Source organism: Phenylobacterium sp. (genome assembly GCF_965284355.1).
In the GTDB taxonomy this organism is placed as follows: domain Bacteria; phylum Pseudomonadota; class Alphaproteobacteria; order Caulobacterales; family Caulobacteraceae; genus Phenylobacterium.
In genome coordinates, this window is sequence record NZ_OZ260078.1 from 549,402 (window position 1) to 575,909 (window position 26,508).

23 protein-coding genes and 2 pseudogenes are annotated in these 26,508 nt (G+C 69.7%); 16 read left to right on the forward strand and 9 right to left on the reverse strand.

The features are described from left to right. Window positions 1-50 precede the first annotated feature (50 nt). Window positions 51-993, forward strand: a protein-coding gene (locus ACQ66R_RS02730; RefSeq protein WP_430419033.1) for an IS630 family transposase whose coding sequence is annotated in 2 segments (ribosomal slippage) — window positions 51-386 and window positions 388-993 — 942 coding nt in all. Because the reading frame shifts where the segments join, the coding sequence is not laid out codon by codon here. 12 nt (window positions 994-1,005) lie between these two features. Here ACQ66R_RS02730 and ACQ66R_RS02735 read toward each other — a convergent pair. From ACQ66R_RS02735 to dapA, 3 genes are read right to left on the reverse strand one after another with little or no spacing between them, the layout of a single operon-like run. Then, window positions 1,006-1,731, reverse strand: a complete 726-nt coding sequence (locus ACQ66R_RS02735) for a GNAT family N-acetyltransferase (RefSeq protein WP_430419035.1) — start codon at window positions 1,729-1,731, stop codon at window positions 1,006-1,008. 2 nt (window positions 1,732-1,733) lie between these two features. Then, complete coding sequence (smpB, locus tag ACQ66R_RS02740; RefSeq protein WP_430419036.1) at window positions 1,734-2,195, reverse strand: SsrA-binding protein SmpB; 462 nt, start codon at window positions 2,193-2,195, stop codon at window positions 1,734-1,736. Further along, complete coding sequence (gene dapA / locus ACQ66R_RS02745; protein ID WP_430419038.1) at window positions 2,195-3,079, reverse strand: 4-hydroxy-tetrahydrodipicolinate synthase; 885 nt, start codon at window positions 3,077-3,079, stop codon at window positions 2,195-2,197. The genes smpB and dapA overlap by 1 nt, the downstream gene beginning before the upstream one ends. Before the next feature lie 146 nt (window positions 3,080-3,225). Between dapA and ACQ66R_RS02750 the strand changes: the two genes are divergently transcribed. Next, the gene (locus ACQ66R_RS02750; RefSeq protein ID WP_430419040.1) at window positions 3,226-5,322 is read left to right on the forward strand and encodes a lytic transglycosylase domain-containing protein; all 2,097 of its coding nucleotides are present in this window, start codon (window positions 3,226-3,228) and stop codon (window positions 5,320-5,322) included. Window positions 5,323-5,415: 93 nt separating this feature from the next. Continuing rightward, a pseudogene (locus ACQ66R_RS02755) lies at window positions 5,416-6,128 on the forward strand (IS5 family transposase). 13 nt (window positions 6,129-6,141) lie between these two features. Here ACQ66R_RS02755 and ACQ66R_RS02760 read toward each other — a convergent pair. Next, window positions 6,142-6,510, reverse strand: a complete 369-nt coding sequence (locus tag ACQ66R_RS02760) for a hypothetical protein (RefSeq protein WP_430419042.1) — start codon at window positions 6,508-6,510, stop codon at window positions 6,142-6,144. Window positions 6,511-6,683: 173 nt separating this feature from the next. Beyond that, window positions 6,684-7,319 (reverse strand): TetR/AcrR family transcriptional regulator, encoded by a 636-nt coding sequence (locus ACQ66R_RS02765; protein ID WP_430419044.1) that lies wholly within the window; start codon window positions 7,317-7,319, stop codon window positions 6,684-6,686. 111 nt (window positions 7,320-7,430) lie between these two features. On the opposite strand from ACQ66R_RS02765, the gene ACQ66R_RS02770 reads away from it, so the two are divergent. Genes ACQ66R_RS02770 through ACQ66R_RS02780 form a run of 3 tightly spaced genes read left to right on the forward strand, consistent with a single transcriptional unit; the run spans window position 7,431 to window position 9,679 of the window. Then, complete coding sequence (locus ACQ66R_RS02770) at window positions 7,431-8,333, forward strand: class I SAM-dependent methyltransferase (RefSeq protein WP_430419045.1); 903 nt, start codon at window positions 7,431-7,433, stop codon at window positions 8,331-8,333. After that, window positions 8,330-9,121, forward strand: a complete 792-nt coding sequence (locus ACQ66R_RS02775; RefSeq protein ID WP_430419047.1) for a TrmH family RNA methyltransferase — start codon at window positions 8,330-8,332, stop codon at window positions 9,119-9,121. Before ACQ66R_RS02770 ends, ACQ66R_RS02775 begins: the two co-directional genes overlap by 4 nt. A 3-nt stretch (window positions 9,122-9,124) precedes the next feature. Continuing rightward, the gene (locus ACQ66R_RS02780) at window positions 9,125-9,679 is read left to right on the forward strand and encodes a chloramphenicol phosphotransferase CPT family protein (RefSeq protein WP_430419049.1); all 555 of its coding nucleotides are present in this window, start codon (window positions 9,125-9,127) and stop codon (window positions 9,677-9,679) included. A 71-nt stretch (window positions 9,680-9,750) separates the two neighbouring features. Here ACQ66R_RS02780 and ACQ66R_RS02785 read toward each other — a convergent pair. After that, window positions 9,751-10,365 (reverse strand): annotated as a pseudogene (locus ACQ66R_RS02785) (PEPxxWA-CTERM sorting domain-containing protein); the annotation flags it as partial. A gap of 117 nt (window positions 10,366-10,482) precedes the next feature. Then, on the reverse strand, window positions 10,483-12,915 hold the full coding sequence (gene hrpB / locus ACQ66R_RS02790; RefSeq protein ID WP_430419051.1) for an ATP-dependent helicase HrpB: 2,433 nt from the start codon (window positions 12,913-12,915) through the stop codon (window positions 10,483-10,485). Between the two features lie 140 nt (window positions 12,916-13,055). Here hrpB and ACQ66R_RS02795 point away from each other — a divergent pair, with 140 nt between their 5' ends. The 8 genes from ACQ66R_RS02795 (at window position 13,056) to ACQ66R_RS02830 (ending at window position 21,370) form a co-directional block, all read left to right on the forward strand. Next, window positions 13,056-14,573 (forward strand): amino acid permease, encoded by a 1,518-nt coding sequence (locus ACQ66R_RS02795; protein ID WP_430419052.1) that lies wholly within the window; start codon window positions 13,056-13,058, stop codon window positions 14,571-14,573. Window positions 14,574-14,654: 81 nt separating this feature from the next. Continuing rightward, the gene (locus tag ACQ66R_RS02800) at window positions 14,655-15,338 is read left to right on the forward strand and encodes an MBL fold metallo-hydrolase (protein WP_430419053.1); all 684 of its coding nucleotides are present in this window, start codon (window positions 14,655-14,657) and stop codon (window positions 15,336-15,338) included. Between the two features lie 66 nt (window positions 15,339-15,404). After that, window positions 15,405-16,142, forward strand: coding sequence for a response regulator (locus tag ACQ66R_RS02805; RefSeq protein WP_430419055.1), 738 nt, complete (start codon window positions 15,405-15,407; stop codon window positions 16,140-16,142). Continuing rightward, a complete protein-coding gene (locus ACQ66R_RS02810) occupies window positions 16,142-17,479 on the forward strand; it encodes an ATP-binding protein (RefSeq protein ID WP_430419056.1) in 1,338 nt (445 codons plus the stop codon). The genes ACQ66R_RS02805 and ACQ66R_RS02810 overlap by 1 nt, the downstream gene beginning before the upstream one ends. A 123-nt stretch (window positions 17,480-17,602) precedes the next feature. Next, window positions 17,603-19,177: an efflux RND transporter periplasmic adaptor subunit gene (locus ACQ66R_RS02815; protein WP_430419057.1), complete on the forward strand. Its 1,575-nt coding sequence runs from the start codon at window positions 17,603-17,605 to the stop codon at window positions 19,175-19,177. Continuing rightward, window positions 19,174-19,860, forward strand: a complete 687-nt coding sequence (locus tag ACQ66R_RS02820) for an ABC transporter ATP-binding protein (RefSeq protein WP_430419059.1) — start codon at window positions 19,174-19,176, stop codon at window positions 19,858-19,860. Before ACQ66R_RS02815 ends, ACQ66R_RS02820 begins: the two co-directional genes overlap by 4 nt. Then, complete coding sequence (locus tag ACQ66R_RS02825; protein WP_430419061.1) at window positions 19,857-21,083, forward strand: ABC transporter permease; 1,227 nt, start codon at window positions 19,857-19,859, stop codon at window positions 21,081-21,083. The genes ACQ66R_RS02820 and ACQ66R_RS02825 overlap by 4 nt, the downstream gene beginning before the upstream one ends. A 74-nt stretch (window positions 21,084-21,157) precedes the next feature. Beyond that, window positions 21,158-21,370, forward strand: a complete 213-nt coding sequence (locus tag ACQ66R_RS02830) for a general stress protein (RefSeq protein WP_293362754.1) — start codon at window positions 21,158-21,160, stop codon at window positions 21,368-21,370. Window positions 21,371-21,531: 161 nt separating this feature from the next. Here the strand turns inward: ACQ66R_RS02830 and egtB are convergent, their stop codons facing one another. Further along, on the reverse strand, window positions 21,532-23,748 hold the full coding sequence (egtB, locus tag ACQ66R_RS02835; RefSeq protein ID WP_430419063.1) for an ergothioneine biosynthesis protein EgtB: 2,217 nt from the start codon (window positions 23,746-23,748) through the stop codon (window positions 21,532-21,534). A 253-nt stretch (window positions 23,749-24,001) separates the two neighbouring features. Between egtB and ACQ66R_RS02840 the strand changes: the two genes are divergently transcribed. After that, window positions 24,002-24,541: a sigma-70 family RNA polymerase sigma factor gene (locus tag ACQ66R_RS02840; RefSeq protein WP_293476898.1), complete on the forward strand. Its 540-nt coding sequence runs from the start codon at window positions 24,002-24,004 to the stop codon at window positions 24,539-24,541. On the opposite strand, the gene ACQ66R_RS02845 is transcribed toward ACQ66R_RS02840, so the two are convergent. Beyond that, window positions 24,501-24,704 (reverse strand): hypothetical protein, encoded by a 204-nt coding sequence (locus ACQ66R_RS02845; protein ID WP_430419065.1) that lies wholly within the window; start codon window positions 24,702-24,704, stop codon window positions 24,501-24,503. The genes ACQ66R_RS02840 and ACQ66R_RS02845 overlap by 41 nt on opposite strands. Before the next feature lie 224 nt (window positions 24,705-24,928). On the opposite strand from ACQ66R_RS02845, the gene ACQ66R_RS02850 reads away from it, so the two are divergent. Beyond that, on the forward strand, window positions 24,929-26,488 hold the full coding sequence (locus ACQ66R_RS02850) for a long-chain-fatty-acid--CoA ligase (RefSeq protein ID WP_430419067.1): 1,560 nt from the start codon (window positions 24,929-24,931) through the stop codon (window positions 26,486-26,488). Window positions 26,489-26,508 lie beyond the last annotated feature (20 nt).

Sequence of the window (26,508 nt, forward strand, 5' to 3'; positions counted from 1 at the left end):
TTTGGGCGGATCATGATTCAAGATGTGGGCTGGATGGGAGGCCAGCTCGCATGGGTCGACCCTACTCGCTTGATCTGCGGGATCGAGTGGCGCGCTTCGTGGTGGCGGGCGGGACGTGCCGTGAGGCGGCGGAGCGGTTCGGGGTCGGGGTGGCGACGGCGGTGCGCTGGTCGCAGCGTCTGCGGAGCGAAGGCAGCGCCGCAGCGCGGCGGATGGGCGGTCATCGGCCGCTGGTGCTGGCGGGCGAGCGGGACTGGCTGCTGGCGCGGATCGCGGAGCAGCCGGACCTGACGCTCCGGGCGATCCAGGCCGAGCTCGCCGACCGCGGCGTGGTTGTGAGCTACGACGCGGTGTGGCGTTTCTACCTGCGCCAGGGCGTGACCTTCAAAAAAAAGCCTGCACGCCATCGAGCAGGACCGACCGGACGTGGCCAGGAAGCGGGACCGCTGGCGACGCCATCAGGGCCGGCTTGATCCGCGCCGCCTGGTCTTCATCGACGAGACTTGGGCGAAGACCAACATGACCCGCACCCACGGCCGCTGCGCGCGTGGCCAGCGGCTGGTCGGCAAGGTTCCTCACGGCCACTGGAAGACCCTGACCTTCCTGGCCGCACTGCGATGCGATCGGATCGACGCGCCCTTCGTCCTGGATGGGCCGATCAACGGCGAGTGGTTCCGGGCCTACGTCGAACAGGTCCTCGTCCCGACGCTCGCCCCCGGCGATGTGGTGATCATGGACAACCTCGGCAGCCACAAGGGCAAGGCCGTCCGCCAGGCCATCCGGCGCGCCGGCGCGCACCTGATTTTCCTGCCGCCCTACAGCCCCGACCTGAACCCCATCGAACAGGTCTTCGCCAAGCTGAAGACCCTCCTGCGCAAAGCCGCCGAGCGCACCGTCGAAGCCACCTGGCGACGCATCGGCCTCCTCCTCGACCACTTCTCAGCCGCCGAGTGCGCCAACTACCTCGTCAACTCCGGATACGCTCCATGCTGAAGCGGTCACGCTCTAGCGCCAGTACCGATACCGCCAGGCCTCGCCGAACCCGGCGCGGCGGTAGAGGTTCTGGGCGGGGTTGTTCTCTTCGACCTGGAGGAAGACGCGGTCGACCTGGCGGGCCTGGGCGGCGGCGCCGAACAGGGCCAGCAGGCGGCTGGCGAAGCCCGCGCCTCTTCGATCGATCGAGGTGCGCATGCCGTGGATGCCCGCCCAGCCGTAGCCGAAGGTCACCACGCCCACCGCAACCGTCCGGCCGCCCTCGCGGACGGCGCCGTAGAGGGCGTCGGGCGACTCGGTGAGCCGCTTCACCCGGTGCGCGCCGTCGATGGGATCGAAGCCCTCGCCCAGGAACACCTGCCCCCAGGCCGCGTCCGGATGGTCCAGCAGGTCGGCGAACGGCGCGGCGAGTTCGGCGACGCTGAGCGCCGGCGCCGTCATCACGACCGTGGTCTGCGCGCTGTGGTAGCCGCGGCGCAGGATCTCGGCGGTGAGCGGCTTCAGGCCCTGGGCCTCGGCGATCCGGAAGGCGGGGCGCAGGTTGCGCTCCTTGTAGACAGCTTCCACCGCCGACAGGTCCGAGGCGTCCAGATCATGGCGCAGCGGCACGGCGCTCTTGGCGCGGTTGATCGAGCCATCGTCCAGGGCCACCAGCCACCCGCCGATCTCCAGCACCTCGGGCGGGGCGACGCCGGCGACGGTGGCGCGCTCCAGGCTCTCGATGTCGGCCGCGTCCAAGGTCAGCCCTTCTCGCGCATGAGCCGCGCCTTGTCGCGCTGCCAGTCGCGCTCGGCGACGGTCTCGCGCTTGTCGCGGGTGTTCTTGCCCTTGGCGAGCGAGATCTCGAGCTTCGCCAGCCCCTTGTCCGACCAATAGAGCTTGGTCGGGATCAGCGTGCGCCCTTCCCGCTGCACCGCGCCGATCAGCTTCTCGATCTCGCGCCGCTTCAGCAGCAGCTTCCGGTGACGCCGGGGCTCGTGGTTGAAGTGCGGGCCAGCCTGGGCGTAGGGCGGGATGTCGGCGTTGACGAGGACGATTTCGTTGTTCTCCACCGCCGCATAGCTCTCGGCGATGTTGGCCTTGCCGTTGCGCAGGCTCTTCACCTCGGATCCGGTGAGCGCGATGCCGCACTCGAAGCTCTGCTCGAGGAAGTAGTCGAACCGCGCGCGCCGGTTCTCGGCGATCAGCTTGCCGGCGGCCATCAGACCAGCCCTGCTTCCCGCATCCCGACCAGCACCTCTTCACGGGCGGCGTCCGAGCACGGGGTGATCGGCAGGCGGCATTCGTCGGCGCAGAGGCCGAGCTGGGCCAGCGCGAACTTTGTCGGCGCCGGCGAGGCGTCGGCGAACAGCGCCTTGTGCAGCCGGATCAGCCGGTCCTGGCCGTAGAGCGCGTCCTGGTAACGGCCCGCCATGGCGTCGTTGTAGAATTGCGAGACCAGCTCGGGCGCGACGTTGCAGGTGACCGAGATGCAGCCGTGGCCGCCGTGGGCCATGTAGCCCAGGCCGCCATCATCGTTGCCCGACAGCATCACCCAGTCCTCGCCGCACTCCAGGCGCTGGAGGCTGGCGCGCGGCAGGTCGCCGGTGGCGTCCTTGATCCCCACGATGTTCGGCAGCTTCGCAAGGCGCGCCAGGGTGGCGTTGGAGATGTCGACGCTGGTGCGGGCCGGCACATTGTAAACCAGCACCGGCAGCTGCACCGCCGCGTTGATCGCGGCGTAGTGGGCGTAGAGCCCCTCCTGGCTGGGCCGGTTGTAGTACGGCGTCACCACCAGCGCCGCGTCGGCGCCCACCGCCTTGGCGTGCTGCACCAATTCGATGGCCTCGGCCGTGGAATTGGAGCCGGCGCCGGCGATCACGGGCACCCGCCCCTTCGCCGTCGCGACGCAAAGCTCCACCACGCGGCGGTGCTCCTCATGGCTGAGGGTCGCGGTCTCGCCGGTGGTGCCGACGGGGACGAGCCCGTGGACGCCGCCCGCGATCTGGCGCTCGACAAGGGCCACGAAGGCGTCTTCGTCGACGGCTCCGTTGCGGAACGGAGTCACCAGCGCCGGGAGGACGCCGCGGAAGAGGGGTTCGGACATGTGTGGGTTTCGAAGCAAAAGGCCGTGAAAATGCCGCCTAGTGAGGCGACGTTCAGATTTGGCCGGACAATATGTGAGCGTGGGCCACGCCCGCAATGTCGATTCGGTGCATCTGCTCAGAGGTCCCCATGTCAGGGGGAACAAGGTTGAACCCGAAGATCCGCAATACCCTGCTCGCCGGCTGCGCCATTCTGGTGGCGACGACCGTCGCGCGCGCCCAGCCCACCGACCCCATCGGCGACCTGCTCAGCGGCGCCCGTCTGCCCGACGCGCCGCAACCCTATGTGCGGGCCAGCCAGACCGTCGCGCAGCCCCTCAGCAGCTCGGATCAGGCCCTGTATGCGCAGGGCATGGCGGCCGCCAAGCGCGGCGACATCGGCGGCGCAAAGTCAGCGATTTCAAGCCTTTCCGACCCCGTGGCGCGCAAGCTCGTCACCTGGGCCATGGTCGACGTGAACGCGGAACGGCTCAGCTTCTGGGACGTGGACGCCGCCCGCCGCGACCTCGCCGGTTTTCCCCGCGGGGCGCGCCGTCAGGTGGCCGCCGAACGCCTGCTGGAGACCTCGGGCAAGTCGCCCGCCGAGATCGTCGCCTGGTTCGGGGCCGAGGGCCCGCAGAGCGCCCAGGGCGCCATGGCCCTGGCTTCGGCCTACCGCAGCCTGGGCCGCCAGGCCGAGGCCGGCCAACTGATTCGCACCTGGTGGACGACGCGCAGCTTCGAGAGCGACGTTCAGCGGACCATGCTGACGCGGTTCGCCGACGTGCTGACCGTGGACGACCACATCCGCCGCACCGACGTCCTGCTCTATGGCGCGCAGGGGCCGGCGTCGCGCGACATGATCACCCTGCTGCCGGCCGGCGAACAGGCGGCCGCCCTGGTGCGCATCTCGCTGCGCGGCGACTCCGAGGCGGGCTACGCGTCCCTGACCCCGGCCGAGCAGGCGAGCCCGGGCGTGGCCTTCGAGCGCGGGGGCTATCTGCGCCGCAAGGGCCGCAACCCGGAAGCCATCGCCGAGTTCGCCAAGGCCTCGGCGCCCGCACTGACGCCCGAGCATGCCGACCGGGCCTGGAACGAGCGCTATCGCCTGACGCTTGCCGCCATCAAGGACGGCGACTGGCGCGCCGCCTATCAGGCTTCGGCCAACACCGGCCTCAACCAGGGCTCGGACGCTACCGAGGCCGAGTTCTACGCCGGCTGGATCGCGCTGAGCCGCCTGGGCGACCCCGTCGCCGCGGAGCGCCACTTCGCGACCATCGATCGCATCGGCTCGTCGCCGATCACCAAGGCCCGGGCGCTGTACTGGCAGGGCCGCGCCGCCGAGGCCCGCCGCGACACCACCGCGGCCGAGAACTTCTATTCCCGCGCCTCCGAGCACGGCACCACGTTCTACGGCCAGCTGGCCGCGGAGAAGCTGGGCCTGCCGCTGGTGCTCCCCAAGGACCCCGTCCCGACCGACGCGGAGCGCGCGCGCTTCGAGAGCCGCGACGCGGTGCAGGCGATGCGGATGCTGGCCGACCAGGGGCAGCGGGACCTGTTCCGGGTGTTCGCGCTGCACCTGGACGACGTGCTGCCCGAGCGGTTCGAGCAGGCGCTGCTGATCGACGCCATCCGCGGCTACGGCGACCAGGACACCTCGATGAAGGCGGCGCGCGGCGCGGCCCAGCGAGGTTTCATCCTGGCCGACCGCGCTTATCCCTACCGCACCCCGCCCAGCGTGGCGGGCGCGCCTGAACCTGCGCTGGTGCTGGGCGTCACGCGCCAGGAAAGCGGCTTCGACCCCGGTGTCCGATCGGGCGCCGACGCCCGGGGCATGATGCAGCTGCTGCCCTCGACGGCGGCGATCGTGGCCCGGCGGATGGGCGTGGGCTACTCGGCCGCGCGCCTCTATGAGGCCGACTACAACATGCAGCTGGGCTCAAGCTTCTTGGGCCAGCTGGTGAACCAGTTCTCGGGCTCATACGTGATGGCGGCGGCCGGCTACAACGCGGGCCCGGGCCGCCCGGCCGCCTGGGTGAACATGTGCGGCGACCCGCGCGCTGGGTCGGTGGACCCGCTCGACTTCATCGAGTGCATCCCGTTCTCCGAGACCCGGAACTATGTGATGCGGGTGCTGGAGAACATGACCGTCTACCGCGCCAAGCTGAACGGCGGCTCGGCCCCGATCACGCTGTCGCAGGACCTCAAGCGCGGCGGCTACGGCTACGCCACCAGCTCCCAGGCCGTGGCCAGCAGTTCGAACTAGGGCCTGTTGAGATTCAAGATTCTCGAAGGCGGCGTGGTGTGATTCAAGCTGCGGATGGAACGATTCGTTTTGACCGACGCCCAGTGGGCGAAGATGGAGCCGCACTGCCTGGGGAAGCCGAGCGATCCCGGGCGTAGCGGCGCGGACAACCGGCTCTTCATCGAAGCCGTCCTGTGGATCGCCCGGACCGGAAGCCCATGGAGGGATCTTCCGCCCTCGTTCGGCAAGTGGAACACGGTCTACACGCGTTTCCGCGACTGGCGTGACGCCGATGTTTTCACACGGCTTTTCGACGCCTGCTCGGACGAGCCGGACATGGAGTACGCCATGGTCGACGCCACCATCGTGAAGGTCCATCGCCACGGGCAGGGCGCAAAAGGGGGACTTCGAGCCAGGCCATCGGGCGCTCCAAGGGCGGCATGACCACCAAAATACTGGCGCTCACCGACGCGCTCGGAAACCTGGTCCGTTTCGTCCTGCTGCCCGGTCACCGCTTCGACACCGTGGGCGTCGCGCCGTTGATCCAGGGCCTCGAGTTCGACGCTTTGCTCGGCGACAAGGCATTCGACAGCAACGCCATCATCGCCGAGTTGGATGAGCGCGGCGCCAAGGCCGTGATCTCTCAGCATCCTCGCCGCGCCATCCCCCTCGACATCGACACCGAGGTCTACAAATGGCGTCACCTGATCGAAAACTTCTTCTGCAAGCTCAAGGAGTTCAAACGCATCGCCATGCGCAGCGACAAGACCGACCGCAGCTTCTCAGCCATGATCCACCTCACCGCCGCCGTCATTCACTCGCGCTGAATCTCAACAGGCCCTAGGCGGGCCTCGTCCGCAGCCACGCCGTGAAGAACAGCGCGCAGAGCGCCAGGTCGATCGTGGCGAACACCGTCACGACACCGGGCGTACGACCCATCAGGTAGAGGGGCCAGACGGCGGCGGCGAAGGCCAGCTTCTCGAGGCAGCACAGGGGCATCAGCGGCCGATAGCGCGCGGGATCACGGCTGATCGCCAGGAAGATCAGCTGGAAGACCAGCGTCACGCCCACGAAGCCGTAGTGGCTCTCGGGATGGGTGAGCGCCGCCTGCCCGGCCTGGGCGTAGGCGAATTCCGCCAGATACATCGGCGGCATGACGATCAGCCCGTAGACCCCCGCCAGCAGAAACACCCACTTCGCGAACCGCAACGCGCCCTCCCCCCGCTGGCGGCGGTTACTCTGGCCTCCGACCTGCCCGTCCGGCCACCGCGAAATTCGGCGAACGGTCATGCGTCGCCGTATGGCCGAGGCGCGGGACCTGGCGGGCCTGACCCCAGCACCAGGACGGCGAAGGGTTGAGCCGCGGAGCCTGATCCGGGCGATCAGTCGATGACGAGACCGTTCAGGAGACCATCCAGCGTCACCTGCAGGAGTTCCTCCCGATCGGCCCACTCGAAGTTCGGCCGGTTGATCAGCAGGGCCACGACGCCGTGGCACGACATCCAGAGCGCCTGGGCGGCGCTGTCGCCCGTGCCGGTCCGCAGGCGGCCGCTGGCGGCGATCTCGCGGACCACGCCCGAGAACGCCTCGTAGCACTGCTTGCTGAGGTCGGTGGTGCGCTCGGGCGACGGATCGGCCGGCTCCTGGGCCTGGGCGCAATAGACCAGCTGATAGGCGTTGGGATGCTCGAGACCCCAGTGCATGTAGGCGTCCAGCATCATGCGGGTACGGACGACAGGATCGAGCGGCCGGGCCGCGATCTCGGTGTTGCGGTCGAGCAGCTGGCTCAGCACGCCCTCGACGATCTCGTGCAGGATGCAGGCCTTGTCGGCGAAGTGCATGTAGAGCGCCGTCGACGACACCCCGACCTCATCCGCGATCTTGCGGATCGTCGCGCCCTCATAGCCCTCGGCCACGAAGATGCGCTCGGCAGCCTCGAGGATCTCCGCGCGGCGAAGATGCCCGTCTCCCTTGGCCTTGCGCGCGGTTTTCCGCGTCGCACCGGCGACTGCAACCACTGGATTCTCCCCGCATCCTATAGTGGCCCTACCCGACCCCAATTCCGTAACTGTGACAAGTCCTTGTCAGCGGGCTGGACGCTGCCGCGCCTCACCGCGTATGGGGCGGCCATGAGCCCGCCCACGATCGCCCCGGAATCCGCAGTGATGCGCACCGTGGGCTGGCGCGACTATGCGCTGCTGGACTCCGGCAACGGCCGGAAACTGGAGCGCTACGGCCCCTACACCGTCGTGCGGCCCGAGCCGCAGTGCCTCTGGACGCCGCGCCTGCCCGCATCGGCCTGGGATGGCGCGGACGCGGTCTTCGATCCCACCGATGAGGAAGACGCCGGCCGCTGGCGCTTCAAGGGCCAGCACAAGGAGACCTGGCCGCTGGGCTGGGGCGATGTGCGGTTCCACGGGCGGTTCACGGCGTTCCGGCACCTGGCCTTCTTTCCGGAGCAGGCGGCGAATTGGGCGTTCCTCGATGAGGCCGTGCGCGCCGCCGGCGGGGCCGAGCCGCCCCGCGTCCTGAACCTGTTCGGCTACACCGGCGTCGCCAGCCTGGTGATGGCGGCCGCGGGGGCGGCGGTAACCCACGTCGACGCCTCGAAGAAGGCGGTGGCCTGGGCCCGTGAGAACGCTGAGCTGTCGGGCCTGGCCGACCGGCCGATCCGCTGGATCGTCGAGGACGCCAAGAAGTATGTGGCCCGCGAGGTGCGCCGGGGCTCGAAGTACGACGGCATTATCCTGGACCCCCCGAAGTACGGCCGCGGCCCGGACGGCCAAGTCTGGCGGCTGTTCGAGGATCTGCCTGAGCTTGCCGGGCTATGCTGCGAACTTCTCTCGGAAAACGCGAGATTCCTGGTGCTGAACGCCTACGCCGAGCGCATCTCCGGCGCGGCGCTGGCGGGCCTGCTGGCCGAGAAGCTGAGCGACCGCGGCGGCCAGATCGGCTGGGGCGAACTGGCGCTGATGGAAGACCGCGGCGACCGGGCCATCGGCATGAGCTTCTACGCGCGGTGGACGCCGTGACGAGCCGCGTCATCACCTCCCTGAGCAACGACACCGTGAAGCGCGTGCGCGCCCTGCACATGCGCAAGGAACGCGACGAGACCGGGCTGTTCGTGGCCGAGGGGCTGAAGAACGTCATCGAGGGGATCGACACCGGCCATGCGCCGAAGATCCTGATGCACGGGCCGGACGCGGTCAGCCACCCCATGATGCAGAAGGCCGTGCAGGCCACGCTGACGGCGCGGGGCGAGGTGATCGAAGTCACCCACGACATCCTCGCGAAGGTCTCGCGTCGGGAGAACCCGCAGGCGGTGGTGGGCGTGTTCCCGCAGGCGTTCGTGGGCCTGGACGAGGTCCAGCCGGGGCCGGCCCGGTGCGTGGTGGCGCTGTATCGGGTGCGCGACCCTGGGAACCTGGGAACGATCGTGCGCACCGCCGACAGCGCCGGCTGCGGCGCGGTGATCCTGGTGGGCGAGTGCTGCGATCCCTACTCGGTGGAAGCTGTGCGGGCGACCATGGGCTCGATCTTCGCCGTGCCGCTGGCGCGGGCGACCGAGGACGAATTCGCCGCGTGGCGGGCCGGCTGGACCGGCTCGGTCGTGGGCACTCTGCTCTCCGCCACGGTCACCCACAGCGACGCGACCTACGCGAAGCCCGCGATCGTGCTGATGGGCAACGAACAACAGGGCCTGACGCCCGACATGGCGGCCCTGTGCGACGTCAACGTGAAGATCCCCATGCGCGGCCGCGCCGACAGCCTGAACCTGTCGGTGGCCACCGGGATCATGATCTACGCGGCGACGGCGTAGCGCATGCTGGGCCGGGTCGTGGTGCTGAATGGCGTCAGCAGCGTCGGCAAGAGCTCGACGGCCCGGGAAATCCAGCGGCTCGCGAGCGCCCCGTTCCTGCACATGGCCATGGACACGTTCCTCGACATGTTGCCGCCGCGCGTCCTGAACCATCCGGACGGGTGGTCCTTCGAGACGTGGATCGAGGACGGCCATCCGGCGGTCGCCATCCACTCCGGCATCCTCGTCACGCGCATGCTGGCGGGCATGCGGCGCGCGGTGGCGGCCATGGCGTCACAGGGCAACAACGTGGTCGTCGACGACGTGATGTTCGAGCCGGGCGAGGACGAGGACTACCGCACGGTGCTGCAGGACTATGACCTGCGCATCGTCGGCCTGCGGGCGCCGCTGGAGACTATCGAGGCCCGGGAGCGGGCGCGCGGCGACCGCGAGATCGGCCTCGCGCGCTGGCAGTTCGAGCGGGTGCACCGGGCTCGACGGTACGACCTGGAGCTCGACACCTCGCTCGAGTCCCCCGAGGCCTCCGCGGCGCGCATCGTGCGGGCGTTCGACCTGTAGGCGCAGGCGCGAGCGGAGGCATCGGGCGCGCAGGCTAGGCGATGGCGACCTTCCGCGCCCGGCGCATGGCCGCCCCCGGCGAGGCCGAAGCCGGCGATCAGCAACGACCAGGTGGCGGGTTCGGGCACCGCAGCCAGTTCGACGCCGCCGCGGGACAGGGCGTCGATCCCGACCTGGCCGGCCTGGCCCTGGAACCGGGCGATGACCTTCAGGTCGGCCGTCGAGGAGCTGAGGTCGGTGGAATAGACCAGCCGGGTCAGGTTCAGGCCGGTGTTGAAGTACATGAAGAACCCCGCCCCAGCGGTGGAGAGGCGCGCGGCGATGAGATTGGCGGCCAGGCCGGCGTTCATCAGGTTGCCGTTCCCCGCGTTGTCGTCGGCGTCCAGATTGCGAAGCACGACAAAATTGAACGGCGCGTCGGGGAGGTCGGCGGCGAAGCCCGCGAACTTCGAGATGACGGGCTCGATATCGAAGGCGTCGGTCGTCACTTCGATGCGGTCATTGTCGAGATCGAAGGTCGGAATGAAGCGTTCGCCGCCGACGATCTGGCGTCCCGGCGTCGAGAGCGCCGTGGATCCGGCGAACGGGTCGGTGTCGAAGCGGAAGGTGGCGGCCTGGGCGCCGGTGGCCAGCGCGCCGACGGCGACGGCGAGAGCCAGGGCGCGGGGCGCCGAACGATAGGTCATGTGGAGCTCCGGATCGGTTCTGGTTGTGCGTCCCGGCGCAAGCCGCCACGCCCTCCTGAATGCCGGCCCGGCGGCAAACGGTTTTCAGGAGCGTGAAATAAGTTCCACGGCCCGGTCTCACGTCCCCCGCGGCTTCGCCCTTGCCGTCGGTGCGGCGCTCGCCGGATCCTCGGGCCACAGGTGCCTGGGATAGCGGCCCCGCATGTCGGCGCGGACGTCCTTCCACGACCCGTTCCAGAAGCCGGGCAGGTCCTTGGTGGTCTGGATCGGGCGGTGGGCGGGCGACAGCAGAGAGAGTGTAAGCGGGACGCCCGCGACGGTCGGATGAACGGCCAGACCATAGACCTCCTGGACGCGGACCTCGACGCGGGGACCGCCCTCGGCGGCGTAGTCGATGGTGAAGCTGTTTCCGGTGGGCGCGGTCCAGCGGGCGGGAGTCTCGGCGTCCAGGCGGCGCTGCTGGTCCCAGGGGATCAGGGTGCGGAGCGCGCCGTCTACGACGTCGGGTTTCAGAGCGTTCAGGCCCGGCAGGCCGTGGAGGACCGGCAGCAGCCAGCCGTCGAGACCGGCCAGAAGGGCCTCGTCCGACAGGTCTGGCCAGGACGGGTCACGGGCGTGGAGGAAGCGGGCCCGCTCGCGCAGGCTCCGGGCGGAGTCGCCCCAGGGCAGGACCTTCAGGCCGTCGCGGCGGACGCGGTCGGCCAGGGCGCGGGCGATCAGATCCGGATCGGGGTTCTCGTCGATCTCTTCTCGGATGGTGAGCCGGCCCAGGCGGGTGATGCGCTTGGCGCGCAGTCGGCCGCCGCCGGTCTCCGCCAGGCGTTCCTCGACCGCGTACTGATCGGCGAAGGCGGCAAGTTCGGCGGGCTCCAGCGGCGCGGCCAGCAGCACGCGGTCGCGGCGGTCACCGCCACCAAGTTCGGCGACGGCCAGCCAGGGCTCGCGGGCCAGGGCGTCGGTCGGATCGAGGAAGGCGCCGCGGCCGGTGACCAGCTGGAACTCCCCCTGCCCGCCGCGCGCCTTGGCGACGCGCTCGGGGTAGGCGTAGGCCAGCAACAGGCCGTCCGAGATCGCCTCGCCCCTTCCCGGCTTTCCGGTCATCCCGGCCCAGCGATCGGCCAGCGCCCTGGCGTCGCGGGCGCGAGGACTGCGGTCGCGCTCGAGACCCTCCAGGCGATGGCGCAGATCGGCGTCACGACCGCCGAGCGTGCGCTCGGTGATGAGCGCGGCGATGCGCGCGGCGCGGGGCGCCTGACCGGTCTCGGCGGCCTTCAGAATCATGTGGGCCAGGCGTGGCGCCAGCGGCATGTCGGCGAGCGCGCGGCCATGGGCGGTGAGGACGCCGTCGTGGTCGAGGGCCTCCAGGCGTTCCAGCAGGGCGCGCGCCTCGTTGAACGCCGCAGCGGGCGGGGGGTCCAGGAAGTCGAGGTCGGCGGCGTCCTTGGCGCCCCAGCGGGCGAGGTCGAGGGCCAGGCCCGACAGGTCGGCGTCGAGGATCTCCGGATCGGCGTAGGCCGGCAGCGCGCGGGTTTCGGCTTCGTCCCATAGGCGGTAGCAGGCGCCGGGCTCGGTGCGGCCGGCGCGGCCGCGACGCTGGTCGGCGGCGGCGCGGGAGACGCGGATGGTGGCGAGCCGCGTGAGGCCGCTGGCGGGGTCGTAGCGGGGCACACGGGCGACACCCGAATCGATCACCACGCGGACGCCCTGGATGGTCAGGCTGGTCTCGGCGATCGAGGTGGCCAACACCACCTTTCGCTTGCCCTCGGGCGCGGGCTGGATCGCCTGGTCCTGCGCCCGGGGGTCGAGCGCGCCATAGAGCGGGGCGATCTCGACGTCTGGGCGGCGGACGCGCTCGGCCAACCGCTCGGCGACCCGCAGGATCTCACCCTGCCCCGGCAGGAAGACCAGCAGGCTGCCCGGCTGTTCGGCCAGCCCGCGCTCGACGGCGCGAACCACCTGATCCTCCAGGCGGGCGGCGGGGTCGCGGCCCAGGTAGTGGGTCTCGACCGGGAACATCCGGCCCAGGCTCTCGACCACCGGGGCGTCGTCCAGCAGGCGGGCGACCGCGGCGCCGTCCAGGGTGGCCGACATGACCAGGATCCGCAGGTCCTCACGCAGCAGCCGTTGGGCGTCGCGGGCCAGCGCCAGGCCCAGATCGGCGTCCAGGCTGCGCTCGTGGAACTCATCGAAGATCACGCAGGCGACCCCGGGCAACTCGGGGTCGGCCAGCAGCATGCGGGTGAAGACGCCTTCGGTGACCACCTCGATGCGGGTGCGGGCCGAGACCTTGGACTGCATCCGCACGCGGAAGCCCACGGTATCCCCGACGCGCTCTCCGAGCGTCGCCGCCATGCGTTCGGCGGCCGCCCTGGCGGCGAGCCGGCGAGGCTCCAGCACCACCACCTTGCCCCCCGCCGTCCAGGGCTCGGCCAGCAGTTCGAGGGGAACCACGGTGGTCTTGCCGGCGCCCGGCGGCGCAACCAGCACAGCGGCGTTGCGCGCGGACAGCGTCGCCTTCAGTTCGGGCAGGGCCTCTTGCACGGGAAGCATTGACCCGGCCTTATCCTGCACCAGGGGCATATGGGAACAGGTTCGGGCCTTGTCGCTTGACCACAGGGCCACACGCAGGCCACGGTCGCGCCAAATTTTACCTGGCGGCCGGGGGGCCGCCGTTCGGAGGACCTCCATAAATGTGGCGCGTTAAGCCGCTCGACGCGATCCTGGCGACCGCGGAGAAGAAATCCCTGCACCGCTCGCTGGGCCCCTTCCAACTCACCATGCTGGGGATCGGCGCCATCATCGGCACCGGCATCTTCGTTCTGACCGCCGAGGCGGCGCAGAAGGCGGGCCCGGGCATGATCCTGGCGTTCGTCATCGCGGGCTTCGTCTGCGCAGTGGCCGCGCTCTGCTACGCCGAGATGGCGGCCATGGTCCCGGTCTCGGGGTCGGCCTACACCTACAGCTACGCCGTGATGGGCGAACTGCTCGCCTGGATGGTGGGCTGGGCGCTGATCCTCGAATACGCCGTCGCCGCCGGCGCAGTGTCGGTCGGCTGGTCCGGATACGTAGTGGGGCTGCTCGAGAACGCCCTGCACATGGACATTCCGAATACCTTCGTCCGAGGACCGATGGACGGCGGACTGGTCAACCTGCCGGCCATGGCGATCGCGCTGGTCGTCACCGCTCTCCTCGTCGTTGGCACGAGTGAGAGCGCGACGGTCAACACCTTCCTTGTAATCGTGAAGGTGAGTGCGCTGACCGCGTTCATCGTGCTGGCGGTGCCGGTCATGAACATGGAAAAATTCACACCGTTCATGCCGCTGGGCGTGACGGGCGTGATCGCCGCCGCCGCATCCATCTTCTTCGCCTACGTCGGCTTCGACGCCGTCTCGACGGCGGCCGAGGAGACGAAGAACCCGCAGCGGAACATGCCCATCGGCTTGATCGGCTCCTTGGGCGTCTGCACGATCTTCTACATCCTCGTGGCCTCAGGCGTGATCGGCACGGTCGGCGCTCAGCCTGTGCTCGGCCCTGACGGCGCTGGTCTCCGTCCCGGTAGCCCCGAACTGAGCGCCGCGTGCGCGGCCCTCGGCGACGCCCAGGTGGTCTGCTCGAAGGAGGCCCTGGCCTGGACCCTGCGCGAAATCGGCTGGCCCCAGATCGGCAACCTGATCGGCCTCGCGGCCGGCCTGGCCCTGCCTTCGGTCATCCTGATGATGATGTTCGGCCAGACCCGCATCTTCTTCGTGATGAGCCGTGACGGCCTGCTGCCATCGGTGCTGTCCAAGGTTCACCCGAAGTTCCACACGCCTCACGTGATCACCATCATCACAGGCGTGTTCGTGGCGCTGTTCGCTGCGTTCTTCCCGGTGGGCATCCTCGCGGACATCTCGAACTCGGGGACGCTGTTCGCCTTCGCCATGGTCGCGATCGCGGTGATGGTGCTGCGCAAGACGGATCCGGATCGCAAGCGCCCCTTCCGGACGCCAGCGATATATCTGGTCGCCCCGCTGGCGCTGCTCGGCTGCGTCGTCCTGTTCATCTTCCTGCCCAACGACACGAAACTCATGTTCTTCGGCTGGGCGATCATCGGCCTGATCGTCTACTTCTCGTACGGCTACCGGAAGAGCCACGTGGCGCATGGATCGCCCGAGACTCACGAGCTGGATGCGGACGTACCGCCGCCCCCGGTTCCGCCTGTCGTCTAGAAGCCGCTCGTGACAAGGAAGGGCCCGGGATCACTCCCGGGCCTTTTCTTATGCCCCGTGACCCCCGATCATAGGGACGTCATGAACGCGCCCACGCCTCCGCCCGCCCTTCCGATCCGCGCCCTGATCGCGCCGGTCACGCCGCTCCAGCAGAACTGCACCATCGTGTGGTGCGTGAAGACGATGAAGGCGGCGATCATCGATCCCGGCGGCGAGGTCCCGCGGCTGATGGCGACCCTCAGGGAGCATGGGCTGACCCTCGAGAAGATCTGGATCACCCACGGCCACCTGGACCACGCGGGCGGAACCGCGGCGATCAAGGAGCTGACCGGCTGCCTGATCGAGGGCCCGCACCCGGACGACCAGTTCTGGATCGACGACATCGGAACCTCTGGCGACAAGTGGGGGATGCCCGAGGCCAAGGCTTTCGTGCCCGACCGCTGGCTGCACGACGGCGATGTGGTCACGCTGGGCGAGACCCAGTTCGAGGTGATCCACTGCCCCGGCCACACGCCCGGCCACGTGATCTTCTTCCACCGCGAGGCCCGCTTCGCCCAGGTGGGCGATGTGCTGTTCCAGGGCTCGATCGGGCGCACCGACTTCCCGCGCGGAAACTACAAGGACCTGATCGACGCCATCACCGGCAAGCTGTGGCCGCTGGGCGAGGACGTGCAGTTCGTGCCGGGCCACGGGCCGATGTCGACGTTCGGCCAGGAGCGCAAGACGAACCCCTTCGTGGCCGACGACGTGCTGTCGGACGAATGACCGCAGTCTCCCCGGCGTTTCAGGTGAGACATTCGTACGTTACGGCCGGCGACCAAGCTGGCGTCCATGGAGACAGCGACTGACATGGCCGGCGCCGGCGCCCGAATCCTGATGGTCGACGACGACCCGGGCATCCGCGATGTGGTGTCCGACTTCCTGGGCCGTCACGGCTACAAGGTTGAGACCGCCGGCGACGCGACCGAGATGGACCGTGTGCTGGAGCGGGGTCCCGTCGATCTGATCGTGCTGGACATCATGATGCCGGGCGAGGACGGACTGGCCGTGTGCCGCCGACTGACCACCAGCGAGAGCGCGCCGCCGATCATCATGCTGTCGGCGATGGGCGAGGACACCGATCGCATCGTGGGGCTCGAACTGGGCGCCGACGACTACCTGGCCAAGCCCTGCAATCCGCGCGAGCTGCTGGCCCGGGTGCGCGCCGTGCTGCGGCGTTCGGAGCAGCGGACCACCACCGGCGCGCTGGGCGCGGGCTGCGAGTTCGCCGGCTGGCGCCTGGACCTGGTTCGGCGCGAGCTGCGTTCGCCGGCCGGCGTGGTGGTGAACCTCAGCTCGGGCGAGTTCTCGCTGCTGCGGGCCTTCGTCGAGCGGCCGCAGCGGGTGCTGACCCGCGACCAGCTGCTGGAGTTCGCACGGGGCCCCGACAGCGACGCCTTCGACCGCGCGATCGACGTGCAGATCAGCCGTCTGCGCCGCAAGCTGGACGACGGCGGCGGCGGCCACGACCTGATCCGCACCATCCGCAACGAGGGCTATATGTTCACCGCCAAGGTGAAGCGGACGTGATGACGCCGCTGCGGCCGACCGCGTCCCTCCTCGTCCAGCTGCTGACGCTGACGAGCCTGACGCTGGTGACCGCCTGGGCGATGAGCACGGCGCTGCTCTTCCTGCTGCCCCCGCCTGCCCCGGACTTCTACCGGACCAGCGAGATCGAGCGGACGTACCGCGGCTCGCCCCCCACCTTCACCGAGCGGCAGCCGCTGATGCGGATCGTTCAGGACAAGCCGCCCGCCCCCCTGCTGGAGGGCCCGACGATTCCGAGCATCCGGGCCAAGATCGCCGAGGATCTGGGCGTGCCGATCACCGACATCGTGCTGGCCGGCGAACGCGGCCCCCTCTCGGACCGACGGGTGGGCCGGATCATCCGCGACCGTGCGGCCCGCGCGGGGATGAGCAGTGAGGAACACTTCCTGATCAATCCCTTCCAGGTGGGCGTTCGACAGCCTGACGGGCGGTGGGCGGTGGTGCGCACCGAGCCCAAGTTCGGGCTCAACGACTGGCAGCAGCGGGTCGCCCTGTGGTTCGCACTGTCGGCCCTTCTGATGACGCCCGTGGCGTGGATGTTCGCGCGACGCCTGTCGAAGCCCATCCAGGTGTTCGCCCAGGCCGCAGAGCGGCTGGGCCGAGACCCCAAGGCGCCCCCGCTGGAGCTGCGCGGTCCGGCCGAGATCAGCATGGCGGCCCGAGCCTTCAACGAAATGCAGCAGCGCCTGCAACGCTATGTCGAGGACCGCACCGCCATGGTGGGCGCGATCGCCCACGACCTGCGCACGCCGCTGACCCGCCTGCGCTTCCGCATCGAGAGCCTGCCGGAAGAACAGCGCGCCAAGTATGCCTCCGACCTCGACCAGATGGAGGAGATGATCGCCGCCACCCTGGCCTTCGTCCGCGACGCCACCAAGACCGGCGAGCGTACGCCGTTGGAGCTGTCGTCTCTGGTCGAGAGCCTGTGCGACGAGATGGCCGAGACCGGCGCGAAGACCGAGGTGGAACAGGGCGAGAAGGTGGTGCTGGAGGGCGATCCCATGGCGCTCCGCCGGCTGGTGGCCAACCTGCTGGAAAACGCCGTGAAGTTCGGCGGACAGGCCCGGGCCCGCGTATTCCAGGACGCCGGCCATGCCGTGGTCGAGATCGACGACGACGGCCCGGGCATTCCGCCGGCCGACTCGGAGCGGGTCTTCGAGCCGTTCTACCGCCGTGAGCCTTCGCGCAATCGTCAGACCGGCGGCATCGGACTGGGCCTGGCGGTGGTGCGCACCATCGCCCGCGGCCACGGCGGCGACGTCCATCTGACGAACCGGAGCGGCGGCGGCCTGCGGGCGCGCGTGGAGCTTCCCCTGTAGTCGCCGACGGTTGGCGGATGACATCGGTTCGGAAAACGCCGTAACGAAAATGAAATCGGGCGGCAAAGCCCGTCAGGCGTAGTCAAGGCGGGTTCATCGCGGCCCGACGATCCCTGGGGACACATGAGCGCAAATCCCACTGCCCGCCGTCGCAGGTTCCACATCCCCAAGGCGGCCTGGATCACCCTGGCCATCGTCGTCCTCGGCATCGCCGCGGTCGCAGCCTGCCAGATGCGGCCGAAGCCCGAGAAGGACCCGTACCGGCTGGCCGCGGTCGAGCGCGGCGACGTCACCCGCGCGGTCTCGGCGTCGGGGACGCTCCAGGCGCTGATCACGGTGGACGTGGGCTCCCAGATCTCAGGCCAGGTGACCAAGGTGCTGGTCGACTTCAACGATCAGGTGCGCGCCGGCCAGACGCTGGCGATCCTCGACCCCTCCACGTTCCAGTCGCGCGTCGCGCAGAGCCAGGCGGACATCGCCGCCGGCGAGGCCGCCGTGCGGCAGGCCCAGGCCACGCTGGCCAACGCGCAGGCCGACTACAATCGCAAGAAGACGCTGGTCGACGGCGGCTGGACCTCACCGGCCGCCCTCGACGTGGCCACCGCCGCCATGCGCACCGCCCAGGCCAATGTGGCGGCGGCGCGAGCCCGCGTGAACCAGAGCCAGGCGGCGCTGCGCATCCAGCGCACCGACCTCGGCCGCACCACAATCTCGGCCCCCATCGACGGCATCGTGGTGGATCGCAAGGTGGAGCCGGGCCAGACCGTGGCCGCCAGCCTGCAGGCGCCGGTGCTGTTCACGATCGCGCAGGACCTTTCGAAGGTGGAAGTGAAGATCAGCGTCGACGAGGCCGACGTCGGCCAGGTGCTGGAAGGCCAGATGGTCCGCTTCACCGTCGATGCGTTCCCGGACGACACCTTCGAAGGGATCGTCACCCAGGTGCGCAAGCAGCCGACCACCGAGCAGAACGTGGTCGCCTACACCGTGATCGCCGAGGCCGATAACCCCCAGCGCAAGCTGCTGCCCGGCATGACCGCCAACGCCGACATCGTCATCGAGACCAAGCGCAACGTCATGAAGGTTCCGGCGGCGGCCCTGCGCTGGACCCCGCCCTCGGCGAATGCCGGCTCGGGCGGCGGCAGCGCGATGATGGGTCCGCCCGGCATGGGCGGCCCGCCGGGCGGCGGCGCCCGCCAGGCCGGAGGTCCGCCCGGGCAGCGCGGCGGCATGGGCGCGCGGATCGTCGAGCAGCTGGACCTGGACGCCAGGCAGAAGAAGGCGTGGGAAGCCATCCAGGCCGAGATGGCGCCCAAGCGCCAGGCGGCCTTCGCCTCGGCCGGCGGCGACCGGCGGGCGGCCATGGAGGCGATGCGCAAGGTTTCGGAAGAGAGCTTCGCCAAGCTGGGCCCCCTGCTCCGTCCGGACCAGAAGACCAAGTTGGCGGCGCTGCGCGAGACGATGGCCCAGGGCCGCGGCCGGTTGGCCGGGATGCGTGGCGGGACGGTGTACATCCTGGACAAGGACGGCAAGCCCCAGCCGGTCGCCGTGCGGGTAGGCGCCTCGGACGGCTCCAACACCGAGATCGTCAGTCGCGACCTCAAGGCCGGCGCTCAGGTCATCATCGGCGGCGGGCCCAAGCCCAAGCCCCGGCCCGGCGGCCCGCCCGGCAGCGGCGGCGGCGTCCGGGTGAAGATGTGATCGAGTTCCGCGATCTCACCAAGGTCTACGTGATGGGCGACGAGCAGGTGCCGGCCCTGGCCGGCGTGTCGCTCACCATCGAACGGGGGGAGTACGTGGCCGTCATCGGTCCCTCGGGGTCGGGCAAGTCGACGCTGATGAACATCCTGGGCGGCCTGGATCGGCCCACCTCGGGCAGCTACCGCTTCGAGGGCGAAGAGGTGGGCGAGTTCGGCGACGACGCCCTGGCCGACTTCCGCCGCCGCCGCATCGGCTTCGTCTTCCAGTCCTTCCAGCTGCTGCCGCGCCTGACCGCGCTGCAGAACGTCGAACTGCCGATGATCTATGCGGGGATGGCGCCCGCGGAGCGCAAGGCGCGGGCCCGGGAGCTGCTGGACCGCGTGGGGCTGGGCTCGCGCATGGGCCACAGGCCAACCCAGCTGTCGGGCGGCCAGCAGCAGCGGGTGGCGATCGCCCGCTCGCTGGCGAACCGCCCGGACCTGCTGCTTGCTGACGAGCCGACGGGCGCGCTGGACACCCACACCGGCGAAGAGGTCCTGAAGCTGTTCCACGAGTTGAACCGCGACGGCCTGACCCTGGCCATCGTCACGCACGACCCGGACGTCGCCAATGAGGCGCACCGGCGCGTGGCGTTCCGCGACGGCCTGATCGTCTCGGACGAGCGCTCGGGGGTCGCCGCATGAGGTTCTACGAGCTGATCCGCTTCGCGCTCGGGGCCATCGTCGCGCACCCGATGCGCAGCGCGCTGACCTCGCTGGGCGTGGTGATCGGCGTCGCCGCCGTGGTGATGATGACCGCCATCGGCCTGGGCGCGCAGCAGCGGATCACGGGCGCCATCTCGGGCCTGGGCTCGAACCTGATCATCGTGATGCCGAATTTCCAGCGCGGCCCGGTCAGCCAGGGCGCCGGCGCGGGCCAGTCGCTGCGCGACGCTGACGCCGAGGCGATCGCCCGCCAGGTCGAGGACGTGGCCGCCGTGGCCCCCAGCGTCACAAGCCGCGCCCAGCTGGCCGCCGACGGCGCCAACTGGAACACCCGCATCGAAGGCGTCACCCCCGAGTACCTGATCGCCCGCGACCTCGTGATCTCCAGCGGCCGGATGTTCGACGAGCGCGAGGCTCGCCAGGGCCGCAAGGTGCTGGTGCTGGGCGCCACCGTGGCGCGCGAGTTGTGGGGAGACGCCGATCCGGTCGGCCGCCGCGTGCGGGTGCGCACCGTGCCGTTCGAGGTGATCGGGGTGCTGGAGAGCAAGGGCCAGGCGGGCCTGGGCCAGGACCAGGACGACGTGGTGCTGGCGCCGCTGCAGGCGGTGCGGTCGCGCCTGGTGGGCCGGCGGTTCCGCGGCGACGCGATCCAGACCATCTATGTGAAGTCGAGCGAGGCCGACACGCTGGATCGCGTTCAGGAGGACGTGATCAACCTACTTCGCGACCAGCACAAGATCCGCCAGGGCGAGGAGGACGACTTCCAGACCCAGAACATGGCCTCGATCCTGGCGACGATGCAGGCGGCGGTGGCCACCTTCACGATCTTCCTCGCGGCGGTGGCGGCCGTGTCGCTGGTGGTGGGCGGCGTCGGCATCATGAACATCATGCTGGTGTCGGTGACCGAGCGGACACGCGAGATCGGCCTGCGGATGGCGCTGGGGGCCAAGCGCTCGCATGTGCTGATCCAGTTCGCCCTGGAGTCCATCGCGCTCTCGATGGCGGGCGGTCTGCTGGGCCTCCTGATCGGCATCGGCGGGGCGCTGACGGTGGCGAAGCTCGCAGGCTGGCCGGCGGCCATTCCGCCCTGGGCCGCGCCCCTGGCGCTGGGCTTCTCGATGGCCGTGGGGCTGGTCTTCGGGGCCTACCCGTCGTGGCGCGCGGCCCGGCTGGACCCCATCGAGGCGCTTCGCCGCGAATAAGCCTCATCCGTTAACGCAACCTAGGCTGGACCTTGGGGGTTAGCCCTTCGCAAGCCCCAGAGGAGAGCCCCTCGATGCCCACTGCCGATACCGGCAAGCCCCGCGCCCGTCGCGGATTCGCCGCCATGAACCCCGAACGTCGCCGTGAGATCGCTCGCAAAGGGGGCGCGAGCGTGCCCGGAGAGAAGCGTTCATTCGCCAAGGACCGCGATCTGGCCGCCTCGGCCGGACGCAAAGGCGGCGAAGCCTCACGCGGCGGTGGCCGCACGCGCGGCCGCGAAAGCTAGAACCCCGACCGATGTCTTCCCTTCGCGGGGCAGACATCGGTGCGGGACCCGCGAACGACCCGCCCCGTCCCCGGGGCGGCTTTTCGCGTGTCTGCTGCGCGTCAAACAGTCGAAGCGCGGCCGAAATCAAACCTTCCGAACCGGGCAGGCGCCGGGCCGCCTCAGTTGCGCAGCAGGACGACGCCGAATGCGGGGTCTTCGCTGATCCACTGGGCTTCCACCCGCCATCCCGCCGAACCAGCCAGGTCTGAGAACCGCGCCAGGGTGAACTTGTAGGAGTTCTCGGTGTGGATCGTCTCGCCCGCGGCGAACCGGTACGCGTGGCCGGCCACATGCACCACCTGGTCCTTGCGGCTCACCAGATGCATCTCCATCCGGCTTTCCGCGGCGTTCCAGATCGCCTGGTGCTCGAACGTCGACAGGTCGAAGTCGCCGCCGAGTTCGCGGTTGATGCGGGTCAGCAGGTTCTTGTTGAAGGCCGCCGTGACCCCGCGGGCGTCGTCATAGGCCGCCACCAGGGTCGCCGGATCCTTGGCGATGTCGATGCCGACGATGAACGACGCGCCCTGCCCCAGCAGCCTCCGGGCCGCGCCCAGGAAGGCGCGCGCCTGGTCCGGGGTGAAGTTGCCGATAGTCGAGCCGGGGAAAAAGCCCACGATCGGGCGGCCCTCGGCCTCCCGCGGCAGCCGCAGCGCATTGGTGAAGTCGTCGCGAAGCGGGGCCACGGTGAGGTTCGGATAGTCGGCGCGGATCGCCCGGGCGGCGCCCTCCAGCGCCGAGGCGCTGATATCGATCGGGGCGTAGACCCCCACCTGCGGCGCCGCGTCCAGGACAATGCGGGTCTTGGTGCTGGCGCCCGAACCGAACTCGACAAGTGCGGCGCCGTCCGGGATCGCCGCGGCGATCTCGGGTGCGATCTGGCCCAGGAGCGCGACCTCGGTGCGGGTGGGATAGTACTCGGGGAGTTCGGTGATCTCCTCGAAGAGTTCCGAGCCGCGCGTATCGTAGAAGTGCTTTGGCGGGATCGTCTTTTCGGTCCGCGAGAGGCCGGCGACCACGTCGGTCTCGAAGTCTGACGGCTGCACGCCCTCGCCCGCGCCGTCCTTGGCCAGGCGGAGGCCCGAGAACATCCAGCGCTGATGCGGATAGAAGAAGTTGCGATAGCTGGCCCGGGTGTGCCCCGGCGGGGTCACGCAGGCGCCGCCACGCAGCACGAACTGGCCCGACATGAACTTGCCGTTGTATTCGCCGACCGCGCCGCCGGCCGGCTTGAAGCCCGGGTAAGGCAGGTAGGCGCTGCGGGTCCATTCCCACAGGTCGCCGAACATCTGCTGCAGGCCCTCGCCCTCAGGCGACGGCTGGGCGGCCAGGCGGCCGGAGTCACGGAAATTGCCCGTGGGCGCCACCGATCCGGCGGCGTGCTCCCACTCGGCCTCGGTGGGTAGGCGCGCGCCGGCCCACGCCGCATAGGCGTCGGCCTCGTAGTAGCTGATGTGGCTGACCGGCTGGGCCGGATCCAGCGGACGCAGGCCGTGCAGGCCCATGGCGCGCCAGCCGTCCGCGGTCTCGCGCCAGTAGATCGGGGCCTGCCAGTCCTCGGCCCGGGCCAAAGCCCAGCCCTCGGACAGCCAGTACTCGGGCTTGGCGTAGCCCCCGGCCGCCATGAAGGCCAGCCACTCGGCGTTGGTCACTAGGCGGTTCGCCAGGCGAAACGGCTCCAGCCAGACCCGGTGCCGCGGACCCTCGTTGTCGAAGGCGAACCCGCGCCCGTCGTGCCCGATCTCGACCAGGCCGCCCGCGAACCCCGTCCATGTGAGCCGCGAAGGCTGGTCGGACACCGGCGCGCGCGGCGGCGCGAAGGCCGGGGCCAGCGGCGACTGCGCGAAGAGGTGCAGGATATCCATCAGCACCAGCTCCTGGTGCTGTTCCTCATGCGCCAGGCCGAGGTCGATCAGGTCGGCGTGCGCCTGCGCCCCGTCCGCCAGCAGCGTCTCCATGCCGGCGTCGACATGGGCGCGATAGGCCAGAATGTCGGCGACCGACGGGCGCGTGATCAGGCCGCGGGCCGGCCGCGGCTGCCGCGGGCCGACCGCCTCATAGTAGGAATTGAACAGATATCCGAACCGCGGATCGAAGACCCGATAGCCCGGAAGGTGCGGCGCCAGAAGGAAGGTTTCGAAGAACCAGGTCGTGTGCGCCAGGTGCCATTTGGTGGGGCTGGCGTCCGGCATCGACTGGGCGCCCATGTCCTCCGGCGTCAGCGAGCGGATCAGGGCCTCGGTGGCCCGGCGCAACGCACGGTAGCGAGGCAGCGCGGTCGTACCGGCGGCTGCGGAAGCGACCCGGGACGGGGCCTCGGGTCGATCGGTACTGCGCATGGAAGCTCCCCTGGAACCAGGGCGTGTCAAGTTGACGCACCCTGCCCTCGGTAATGTGGGCACGAAACCGGAACAAACAACCGGTTCCCCTATGCAAACGCGCGATAGGGGAGATAGCGAACGCCGATTGGACAGATCAGTTCCGAATTTCGGGCACAAGGCCACGGAACGCTCCAACGACGCCGACGTTCAACCGCAACTGGTAGCGACAAAACCCCCCGTTGGGGTCATGATGTTGTGCGAGGGGGCCCCGATGAGTTCCACGACGAGTTGGCGCGATGAAGTCGTGGGCCTGATCCCCGCCCTCCGGGCGTTCGCCTGGTCGCTCAGCCACAACGGCTCCGACGCCGACGACCTGGTGCAGGACACCCTGATCAAGGCCTGGTCCAACCGGGACAAGTTCGAGCCGGGTACGAACCTGCGGGCCTGGCTCTTCACGATCCTGCGGAACACCTACTACACCAGCATGCTGCGCCGCCGCCGAGAGGTGCGCGACGAAGAAGGCGAGTACGCCAGCATGCTGACGACCCCGCCGACCCAGGACTGGAGCGTGGCGATGCGGGCGCTGCAGACGGCGCTGGGCCAGCTTCCGGCGGAACATAGGGAAGCCCTGATCCTGGTGGGCGCCGCCGGCCTCTCCTACGAAGAGGCGGCCGAGATCTGCGGCTGCGCCCTGGGCACCATCAAGAGCCGTGTGAACCGCGCCCGCGCCCGTCTGCTGAAGATCATGGACGCCGAGGACGCGACCGACGTCATGGCTCTGGAAACGATGTCGGCGATGGGGACGGCCTGACCTCGTCCTCCGTCGCCGCGAGACGCGCGGCGATCCGCGCGTCCTCGGCCAGGGCCGCCGCGTCCAGTTGATCCACGACGTTCTGCAGATGCTCGGGGATCCCGCGCGCCTGCAACTTGTCGAACATCCCCGTCAGCGCCGCATCAAGTGCGTCGCGCTTCATTCCATTGCCCGTCAACGGTCCGTCCCCCGTTGGAGACACCTTACGCCCAAGCCGCGTCGGGCGACAGTCTCTCACCCGACGTAGCGTCAGCACCCTGTCGGGTCGGCGGCGGATAGACGACCGGCCACGCTGACCAAACGTCATGTTTGGCATACGCGTACGGTTCGGCTAGCTAGGTCGCCGATACAGGTCATCAGAGCCTGTCCTGGGAGCGAAGCCTGCGAATGTCCGCCGATCCGATCAAGCTGCTGACCGATATCGCCACCGTCCACGGCCGCGAGCGCGGCGACCGGGTGGCCGTCCACTTCGAGGGCCGCGACCTCACCTACGCCGAACTCGACCGCCGCTCGGACCGCGTGGCGGGCCTGCTGCAGCAGGCGGGCGTGAAGCCGGGCGACCGGGTGGCCTGGCTGGGGCGACCTTCAGAGGCCTGGTTCGAGATCTTCTTCGGCGTCGCCAAGGCGCGGGCCTGTTTCGCGCCGATCAACTCGCGCCTGGCCGTGCCCGAGATCGCCTTCATCCTCAAGGACTCGGCGGCCAACGTCTTCTTCGTGACGCCCGAGTTCTTCGACGCCGCGGTGACGGTGGCCGAGGGCGCCGGTCGGCCGATCCAGGTCATCGCCGTGGGCGGCGACCACCCCACGTTCGCGAGCTATGCGGCCCTGCGCAACGCCGCGCCGGCCCCCAGTCTGTCGACGCCCCAGGCCGAGGATGACGTCCTTCAGCTCTACACCTCGGGCACCACCGGCCTGCCCAAGGGCGTGCGGCTCTCCAACGCCAACTACTCGGCCTTCCTGGCGCTGCGGCATCAGATCGAAGGGTTCAGCTACGACGCCGACGACACCGTCCTGATCCTGATGCCGATGTTCCACGTCGCCGGGACGAACATCAGCTTCTCGGGCATGGCCGCGGGCGGGCGCATCGTGCTGCAGGCCGAGTTCTCGCCCCCGGCGGTCCTGAAGGCGTTCGGCGACGAGCGGGTGAACCACGTGTTCCTGGCGCCCGTGATGATCAACGCGCTGCTGCAGACGCCCGGCGTCGAGCAGGCCGACTTCTCCAGCCTGAAGACCGTCTCATACGGGGCCTCGCCGATTTCGGAGGCCGTCCTGGCCAAGGCGACCGAGGTGTTCGGCTGCGGCTTCATCCAGTTCTACGGCATGACCGAGACCACCGGCGCGGGTACGACCCTGGCGCCCGGCGAGCACCGGGGCGAACTGCTGCGTTCATGCGGGCGGCCCTGGACCACGCTCGAGACCCGGATCGCCGACGAGGACGGAAACACCCTGGGCGCCGGCGAGATCGGCGAGATCGAGATCCGCGGGCCGATCGTCATGGCCGGCTACTGGAACCGCCCCGAGGCGACCGCCGAGACCATCCGGCCCGACGGCTGGCTACGCACGGGCGACGCCGGCTTCATGGACGAGAACGGCTTCTTCTTCGTCCACGACCGGGTGAAGGACATGATCGTGTCGGGGGGCGAGAACGTCTATCCGGCCGAGGTGGAGAACGCGATCCTGGGCTGTCCGGGCGTGGCCGACGCCGCGGTCATCGGGGTGCCCGACGACAAGTGGGGCGAGGCGGTGAAGGCCATCGTCGTGAAGGCGGCGGGCCAGGACCCCGACCCGGCCGCCATCATCGCCTGGGCCCGCGGACGCATCGCCGGCTACAAGGCCCCCAAGAGCGTCGACTTCATCGACGCCCTGCCGAGGAACCCGTCCGGGAAGGTGCTGCGACGGGAGCTGCGCAAGCCCTACTGGGAAGGGCGCGACCGCAAGGTCGGGTAGCCTTCCCTCCCCGGAGGGAA